The organism is Vibrio sp. V39_P1S14PM300 (genome assembly GCF_009904765.1).
Taxonomy (GTDB): Bacteria; Pseudomonadota; Gammaproteobacteria; order Enterobacterales; family Vibrionaceae; genus Vibrio; species Vibrio proteolyticus.
This window is the reverse complement of record NZ_WXWP01000236.1, coordinates 1-8,238: the sequence shown is the minus strand read 5'-3', so window position 1 is coordinate 8,238 and position 8,238 is coordinate 1. Positions and strand designations below refer to the sequence as shown.

Sequence of the window (8,238 nt, the reverse complement as noted above, 5' to 3'; positions counted from 1 at the left end):
GTTGTTGATTGGCTAGGCGAATTGCTTTGGCGCTGTCAATTGGCAGCAATGTTTAACACAGCTTTGAGGGAAGTTTTATGGCGCTCACAAAGGCCGATTTGGCTGAGAACCTGTTTGAAAAGCTTGGATACAGTAAACGGGATGCCAAGGAAACGGTTGAAGTGTTTTTCGAAGAAATTCGTAGAGCTCTGGAAAGTGGCGAACAGGTAAAACTGTCCGGTTTTGGGAATTTCGATCTGCGAGACAAGAATGAACGTCCGGGTCGTAATCCGAAAACGGGTGAAGACATTCCTATTTCTGCTCGACGTGTCGTAACATTCCGCCCGGGTCAAAAACTGAAGGCTCGCGTCGAGAATATTAAAGTCGAAAAGTAAAGACGCATAAGACCACACTCCCGTATGTGGTCTTTTGTTTTTTCGTCAGCCACACAACGGTTTCAGAGCGAACAAGCGACCAAATGGTCGCTTGTTGTTTTTGGAGCAGAGTATTTTAAGCCGCCTGAATGTGAGTGGTAATGTAAGGTTGCCATGCGGCCTGATACAGTGCCTTTGACTGGCTACGAATATTCTTTATTCGAGCCATTTCTATATCGTTCAATGCTCGGTTCTCGCTCGCCGCCTGTCGCTCAATTGATTGAACCACTTCATACAAATCATGCTCTGGTCCGCTTTTCACGTCTGCGATGGCTTTCAGATGCAATTGCACTTCAGCGATTACGCCGGTTTTTGGCAGACGAACTAACAAGTTCAGATCTCGGTAGCCGGATGCCGCCGGTTTTTTAAAGCGGTTTTTCACTTTTACGATCGTTGCTTCACGGTCGAGTGCTTCGTAAACATCCACCAGGCTGGCTACATCGTTGGCAACGATGGTCGCTCGAGCCAAATCGGTAATGCGTTCGCTTTTCCCATTCAGTTCGTGGGCGATTTTTTCCTTGGCACGTTGCTCTGATTTTACCCCAGCGAAATATGCGTCGGTTGATGTCAGCAGTGCTGTGCTTTTACAAATGGTTTCCAGTTCACGCTGTGCTTGATGGGCTTTACTGTAGAGAACATCGAAATCTGTATAAGGCTGGAGGGGCGTGACGTCGATGGCTTGAATGCCATACAGGCCACTCAGGCTGTGTTTGAAGCGTTTAGAACAAACCTCGTTCTGGCTGGTTGAACGCGTTTCTTCGTTGCCAGGCACGGTAGGCATTGCTGCAAAGGCAGGTGCACGGCTTAGTACCAGAAGCATCAGTGCTGTAGTACGCAGAAATAAGCTCATTCGCTCTCCTTAACTTGCATCGGCTTATAAAGTGGGAACTTAAAAGGTTAAGCGCAAAGCAATTCGGTCTCTAACTTGTTATTGGGTTGTCCATGCTGAAAACAACGCATCCAGAATGCTGGTTTTTTAAACTATGCGACAAGTCACAAAATTATTGACTTTAAATTAGAGGTTTCTCAGAGCAGAAGGTTCATCTAAAACCTGTAACAAAGTGTTATCTGTCAAACAAGTGGAATCAGTATAGGCAGAGGAAGATTAATCGAAGATGAACACCGTCGTTCATTTTGGTTTATTTTCGAATTGGGGTAGGCTATGCCTCATGTAAAGTCAGTCACGAGATAAGAATGAGAGATCCAGAGTTCTGGCACAGCAAATGGGCGGCCAATCAGATAGGTTTTCACCTTGACGATGTGAACCCATTGTTGATTAAATTTTGGCACCATACCAATCCTGCACGAGAAGACAGTGTTTTTGTTCCATTGTGTGGTAAATCGGAAGATCTGGTCTGGCTGGCCAGCAAGCATGAGAGCGTTCAGGGTGTTGAATTGAGTACCATTGCGGTACGAGCATTTTTTGCCGAGCACTTTTATACCCCCTTGGTCATTCCGATCAGCGCTGAGCATGAGTTGTATCAGTTTGATGAGCTTTCCGTGTACATCGGGGACTTTTTTACCGCGCCGATCGAGCCGGTCGACATTGTTTATGATCGCGCTTCACTGGTGGCGTTACCTCAGGAAATGCGGGGCCAATATGTTGAATATCTCAAAACCCGGATAAAACCGGGTGGGCGCATTTTATTGGTGACGCTTGATTACCAACAAAATGAAATGGCGGGGCCGCCATTCAGTGTGAGTGAAGAAGAAGTTCGTCAGCTGTATGATGGCTACCAGGTGACGCGCTTGCATCGGGATGTTGCCGATGAATCACACCCCAAACGCGCAAAAAAAGGTTTGAGCCGATTTGCCGAAGAAGTGTTCCTGATTGAAGGATTTTGAAAAAGTGCCCGTGAATGGGCGCTTTTTTATATTTGTTCCCCGTCAGGAGATCTATTCGTAGGTCACTGTAACTTTAGAGGCGCAGTCGATGGCGTCAGTCAGTGCTTGCTCAAGGCTAGGTCGGCGGGTAATCACTACTCCTAAACGGCGGCGTCCTGCGATGTCTGGTTTAGCAAACAGACGTACTTGAGTCCGGGGTTGCAGCAGCGCCTGATCCAGGCCCTCGTAACCGATGTTGTCTGATGTTCCCTGTCCGAGCAGCACAGCAGAGGCGCATGGGCCGTATTGAGTAATGCCTGCGACAGGCAGTCCGGTAAACGCTCTAACGTGGAGCGCGAATTCTGACATGTCTTGAGACATCAGAGTCACCAGGCCAGTATCGTGCGGACGAGGAGATACTTCGTTGAAGATCACCTGATCGCCTTTTACAAACAACTCTACGCCGAAAATGCCGTATCCCCCCAATGCATTGACGATTTGTTCCGCTGTGTATTCCGCGGCCTTGCGTGCGTTGTCGGACATCACCTGAGGTTGCCAGGACTCGCGATAGTCGCCATCTTCCTGGCGGTGGCCGATGGGCGCGCAGAAATGCACACCATCGCAGGCACGTACCGTCAGCAGAGTGATTTCATAATCAAAATCAATGAAGCCTTCGACGATGACACGTCCGGCCCCAGTCCGTCCGCCTTCCTGAGCATAATGCCAGGCTGAGTCAATGTCTTCCTGTGTTTTCAGCACGCTCTGACCTTTGCCGGACGAACTCATCACTGGCTTGCAGACGCATGGCAAACCAACGTCTTGCACGGCTTGCTGAAACTCTTCGAAGGAATCAGCAAAACGGTACGGTGACGTATTCAGTTTCAAGGTCTCTGCCGCCAGGCGGCGAATCCCTTCGCGGTTCATGGTTAGTTGAGTGGCTTTTGCCGTCGGAACGACTTTCAACCCTTGCGTTTCAAGCTCAACCAGTTTGTCTGTTGCAATGGCTTCTATTTCTGGTACCACATAGTCAGGTCGCTCCTGTTCAATGATGGATTGCAACGCATCACCGTCGAGCATGTCCAGCACGTGACTGCGATGAGCCACCTGCATGGCTGGCGCATCAGCGTAGCGATCGCAAGCAATCACTTCCAGCCCGAGGCGCTGGCACTCGATGGCCACTTCTTTCCCCAGTTCTCCAGATCCCAGCAACAACACCCGGGTAGCATTTTTTCGTGTAGCAGTACCAAACATGACGCATCCTTTTTCGACACAGAACAAAATTTTCCGCGATCATACGCATTATTTTTTCAAAAGCAAACGTTTGCGTGTGGCGATTTGTCGGTATCAGGTGAATGAATACGGCATGAAATCCGACTTACAGCACATTTACAAAACAAATTTCATAGAGTGGTGTAATTCATTGATCTGACGCTAAACAAAGAGAGCACGACACGGCCGATAATGCTTCAGACAGGTTGTCGAGTTATTACTCCACACCCGAGTTAAATCTGCCTCAGGAAGAGTGATTTTGCCATGCGTCCGTATCTAAAATACCTAATTCCGACTGTCATTCCGCTGCTTGTTCTGCTGCTGCCTTCATCCGCATTCCCGTTTGTCGGCATGACCATCATCCAGCAGCGGGTCATCGCTGTATTTCTCTTAGCTGCTTTGTGTTGGGTGTTTGAGCCGATCCCGATATACGCCACTTCGGTGGTGATCATTGTGCTGGAGTTGCTGCTATTGTCAGACAAAAGCATCATCCTATTTCGCTTGGCAGAAGGACAGCCACACTTTGGTGAACTGCTCAAATATCAGGATATTATGGCAACATTTGCCAGCCCCATTATCATGCTGTTTCTGGGCGGTTTTTTTCTTGCCATGGCGGCGACCAAGTATCGACTGGACGTGAACTTAGCGAGGGTGCTTTTAAAGCCATTCGGTCACGATCCCAAATACGTCATGTTGGGACTGATGTTGATCACGGCGGTGTTTTCCATGTTTATGTCTAACACAGCAACGACCGCAATGATGTTATCGATACTGGCACCAGTGATTGCCGTATTCGGTCCTAACGATCCGGGTCGCATTGCTTTTGCGTTGTGCATCCCAGTGGCGGCGAATATTGGCGGGATAGGTACTCCCATCGGCACGCCCCCCAATGCGATTGCTTTGAAATACCTGGTGGGGGACAACCTGATTACATTTGGGGAGTGGATGGTCTTTGGCGTGCCGTTTGTGGTTATCATGATGACGCTCGCCTGGTTTTTGATCGGCTTCCTGTATAAAGCGGAACAACAGACCATCGAATTGAGTATCAAAGGCAAGTTTCTAAAAACACCTAAAGCGATCACGGTTTACATCACCTTTGCTTTGACAATTATCCTTTGGTTGATGGGCTCTTCACACGGCATGAACTCCTACACCGTCGCGCTGATCCCGGTCGCGGTGTTTTCTCTCACAGGGATCATCAACAAAGAAGACCTGAAAAGAATTTCCTGGGATGTCTTATGGCTGGTCTCCGGGGGGATTGCGCTCGGCTTGGCACTGGACAAAACCGGGCTTGCCCGTCTGGTGGTTCACAGTATTCCGTTTGATCAATTTTCTCCCTATGTGGTGCTGTTTGGTGCAGCGTTCCTGTGTTTAGCGATGGCCAATTTTATGTCACACACTGCCACGGCGAATCTGTTGATGCCCATTATGGCGGCATTGGGTACTTCGATGGCTTCACTGATGCCGCTTGGTGGCGAAATTACCTTAATTTTGGTCGTGACCTTTGCCGCGTCCTTGGGAATGTCGTTACCGATCAGTACACCACCGAACGCGTTGGCACACGCTACTGGGTACGTTCAAAGCAACCAGATGGCTCGGATCGGTGTGGTTCTGGGCGTCATTGGGGTATTGCTGAGTTTTGTCATGGTGTGGATTCTTCACGCTGTGGGTCATATCGGATAAGCGCATGAACGACTCAGGCTTGCAAGCGCTGATTGCGCGCTATTTTAGTCAGCCGGAACGGCGCCTTCAGGTCTCAGCAGGGCATCAGTTGATCGAGCAAGATAGCCAGAATGACCGTTTGTACTATGTGATTGCCGGTGAACTGGACGGGTATTTTACCGAGCAGGGTGCGTCAGCCATCAAAGTTTTTTCGGCCATGCCAGGCGCATTTCTGGGCGTGCACAGTTTTTTCTCCGGGAATGGCGCAGCCAGTTCGACGGTGATAGCAAAAACAGCGGCGGAGCTAGCATGGATAGATCGCCACACCGCAGCGATTGACGCCGAACAATATGGGGTGCTGACCACGCAGTTTATGCCAGTGATTGTCAACGAGCTGTCACAACGTCAGCGCAGAGCGACACAGGAAGCACTTGCCAAAGAACGGGCACTGCAAAAGTTACATCTCGCAGAACAGATGACCACACTAGGCCAACTGGCAGCAGGGTTGGCACATGAACTGAATAACGCGATTGGTGTCGTAAGCAGTAAGTCTCAGCGTCTGGAGAGCGTCTTATTGCAACTGCTCGAAGAGCAGCACCCAGACGCCAGTCTGTATTTTGAACTGGGATTGCAACACGGCCAGAAAGCGTCCTCTGTTCAGGTGAGAAACAAAGGCCGGGAACTCGAGCGCGACTATCATTTGCCCAAAGAGCTGGCGCGAAATCTGGCTCGTGCTGTACCGGATGATGTACTGGAGTCGCATTGGTTAGCCGACCCGGTTGCCGCGATTCGATACTGGGAAATTGGACGTGATCTGCACGATCTTCGTTTGGCGACCCGGCACACAGTTGGCATTGTCAAATCTGTAAAACAGTTGGGCCGTACCGATATTTCGCAAGATGAAGCCGTGGACATTAATGAAACGCTGCATCGTGCTGTTGCGTTATTGCAGAGCGATCTCAGACGAGTGGCAGTGCGGATACGACCTGCAGAACTGCCACTGTTTACTGCGTCATCGACAGAGCTGGTGCAGGTTTGGGTCAACATTCTCAAAAATGCCTGTGATGCGATGCGGCAGACGGAGGCTCCGGAAATTGATATCCAGACTCGGCTGAGTAAGCAGCGCATTCTGATCTCGTTGTCCAACAACGGTCCTGAAATCGACGAAACCACTCGTCGTAAGATTTTCCAGCCCAGTTTTACGACGAAGAAAGGCGGGCTGTCGTTTGGTCTTGGTTTAGGTCTGTCGATTGCGCGCCGGATCATTACCGGTTATGGCGGAACGATCGCGGTAAAAAGCGACAAACAGCGCACCGTCTTCAGGATAAAACTACCAATTGAGGGTAAGTAACCATGGAAAAGTTAAATGTCATTTGTGTCGATGATCAGCGGGAGGTATTGAGCGCGGTGTTGCAGGATCTGTCTCCTCTGAGCGACTGGCTGAATATCGAAGATTGTGAATCGGCAGAAGAAGTACTCGAATTGATGGATGAACTGGATGCAGAGGGAGAGTGGATCGCGGTTTTGATCTCTGATCACGTAATGCCGGGGAAAACCGGCGTGGAGTTGCTTGAGGAAGTCAGCCGAGATAGCCGTTTCAGTCATACCAAAAAAGTATTGCTGACGGGTCAGGCGACCCACGCAGATACCATTCATGCCATAAACCACGCCGGTATCCAGCGCTACTTTGAAAAGCCTTGGCAGCCAACGGAGCTGGTGGAGTGTGTCCGGACGTTGGTGACTGAATTTATTTTCGAGCAGGGGCTCGATTATGTCGAACTGCAGCAACACCTTGATCAGACGGTGGTTCTCAGTAGACTGAGGTAATTGTTTATCGTTTATTCAGGGAGGTGCGATGCAAACAATTATTCTGTTCGATTGGGGAAATACACTGATGGTCGATTTTCCTCAGTATCGTGGCAAGATGTGTGACTGGCCAGAGATTGAGGTGATGCCGCACGCTGCGGAGACCTTATCGAGTTTGTCCGAACATTGTGCATTATACATTGCGACCAGTGCTAAGGATTCGGCGGTTCGCGACATCGAGTTTGCGTTTGAACGGGTTGGGCTGGCCAGATATCTCAGCGGCTACTTCTGTTTCGCGAATCTTGGCTTGGAGAAAGACTCAGCACAATTTTATCGTAAGGTTAGCCAACAATTGGGGGAAGAACCGGAAGCGATAGTGATGGTCGGAGATAACTGGGATAAGGATATTCTCCCGGCACGTCAGGCTGGGTTACGAGCGATTTGGTTAACGGAATGCCTATCCGATGAGGTCGAAACCATCGTTTCACTTAAACAGTTACCCGAGGTGCTAAAAGGATGAACGTGTCGCATTTGGATCATCTGGTGTTAACGGTCAGCAATGTTAACGTGACTATCGATTTCTACCATCGGGTGCTGGGCATGGAAGTGGTGGAGTTTGGAGAGGGGCGAAAGGCACTCAGGTTTGGCGAGCAGAAGATCAACCTCCATCAACATGGCGCGGAATTCGAACCCAAAGCCCAGCATGTACAACCCGGTAGTGCAGATTTGTGCTTTATTACCCCTGTGCCCGTCAGTGAGATACTGGCCCATATTGAGCGCCAAGGAGTGACTATCACCGACGGTCCGGTGAAACGCACCGGTGCGGTGGGCCCCATCTGTTCGGTCTATTTTCGTGACCCGGACGGCAACCTGATCGAAGTGGCCAACCGCCTGACGCCATCGAATTAACGGGCTTGATATGCTAATGTGTGCGTAGTTTACATATTGATGGGGAATAGCATGACGACTCTGCAAGGATCTTGTCTGTGTGGCAACGTGACACTTACGATACCAGATGAATTCGCATACATGGGGAACTGTCACTGTTCTGAGTGTCGTAAGTTCACAGGCTCAGATTATTCTTCTGCTGGTGGTATCGAGGCTGCTAAAGTTCGGGTTGTCACTGGAGAGGAAGACATTTCGGTTTACACTAAGAGTGAGAATACCCAGCTGGCGTTCTGCCGCCACTGTGGTTCCAGCCTGTATTCGCTAAAACCAAAGACTGGAATGATGAATATTCGACTGGGTGTATTGGATTCAATAC

General features: G+C 49.7%; 10 protein-coding genes. 8 read left to right on the top strand and 2 right to left on the bottom strand.

What is annotated here, in order from left to right:
- Nucleotides 1-77 precede the first annotated feature (77 nt).
- Entirely contained in the window at nucleotides 78-374 is a 297-nt protein-coding gene (gene ihfA / locus CAG65_RS11910; RefSeq protein ID WP_021705502.1) for an integration host factor subunit alpha, read from the top strand.
- Between the two features lie 115 nt (nucleotides 375-489).
- Here the strand turns inward: ihfA and CAG65_RS11905 are convergent, their stop codons facing one another.
- Complete coding sequence (locus CAG65_RS11905; RefSeq protein WP_021705503.1) at nucleotides 490-1,263, bottom strand: RelA/SpoT domain-containing protein; 774 nt, start codon at nucleotides 1,261-1,263, stop codon at nucleotides 490-492.
- Nucleotides 1,264-1,607: 344 nt separating this feature from the next.
- On the opposite strand from CAG65_RS11905, the gene CAG65_RS11900 reads away from it, so the two are divergent.
- Nucleotides 1,608-2,258: a thiopurine S-methyltransferase gene (locus tag CAG65_RS11900; protein ID WP_161453772.1), complete on the top strand. Its 651-nt coding sequence runs from the start codon at nucleotides 1,608-1,610 to the stop codon at nucleotides 2,256-2,258.
- 51 nt (nucleotides 2,259-2,309) lie between these two features.
- Here the strand turns inward: CAG65_RS11900 and purT are convergent, their stop codons facing one another.
- Complete coding sequence (purT, locus tag CAG65_RS11895) at nucleotides 2,310-3,488, bottom strand: formate-dependent phosphoribosylglycinamide formyltransferase (protein WP_021705505.1); 1,179 nt, start codon at nucleotides 3,486-3,488, stop codon at nucleotides 2,310-2,312.
- 282 nt (nucleotides 3,489-3,770) lie between these two features.
- On the opposite strand from purT, the gene CAG65_RS11890 reads away from it, so the two are divergent.
- The 6 genes from CAG65_RS11890 to CAG65_RS11865 form a co-directional block, all read left to right on the top strand.
- On the top strand, nucleotides 3,771-5,189 hold the full coding sequence (locus CAG65_RS11890; protein ID WP_021705506.1) for an SLC13 family permease: 1,419 nt from the start codon (nucleotides 3,771-3,773) through the stop codon (nucleotides 5,187-5,189).
- 4 nt (nucleotides 5,190-5,193) lie between these two features.
- Entirely contained in the window at nucleotides 5,194-6,519 is a 1,326-nt protein-coding gene (locus CAG65_RS11885; RefSeq protein WP_161453771.1) for a sensor histidine kinase, read from the top strand.
- A 2-nt stretch (nucleotides 6,520-6,521) separates the two neighbouring features.
- A complete protein-coding gene (locus CAG65_RS11880) occupies nucleotides 6,522-6,995 on the top strand; it encodes a response regulator (protein ID WP_161453770.1) in 474 nt (157 codons plus the stop codon).
- Between the two features lie 28 nt (nucleotides 6,996-7,023).
- Nucleotides 7,024-7,494 carry an HAD family hydrolase gene (locus tag CAG65_RS11875; protein WP_161453769.1) on the top strand — a complete coding sequence of 157 codons (471 nt, stop codon included), beginning with the start codon at nucleotides 7,024-7,026 and terminating at the stop codon, nucleotides 7,492-7,494.
- Entirely contained in the window at nucleotides 7,491-7,883 is a 393-nt protein-coding gene (locus CAG65_RS11870) for a VOC family protein (protein WP_040902666.1), read from the top strand. The genes CAG65_RS11875 and CAG65_RS11870 overlap by 4 nt, the downstream gene beginning before the upstream one ends.
- A 51-nt stretch (nucleotides 7,884-7,934) precedes the next feature.
- Nucleotides 7,935-8,238: GFA family protein (locus CAG65_RS11865; protein ID WP_161453768.1), on the top strand; the 304-nt coding region annotated here is incomplete at its 3' end.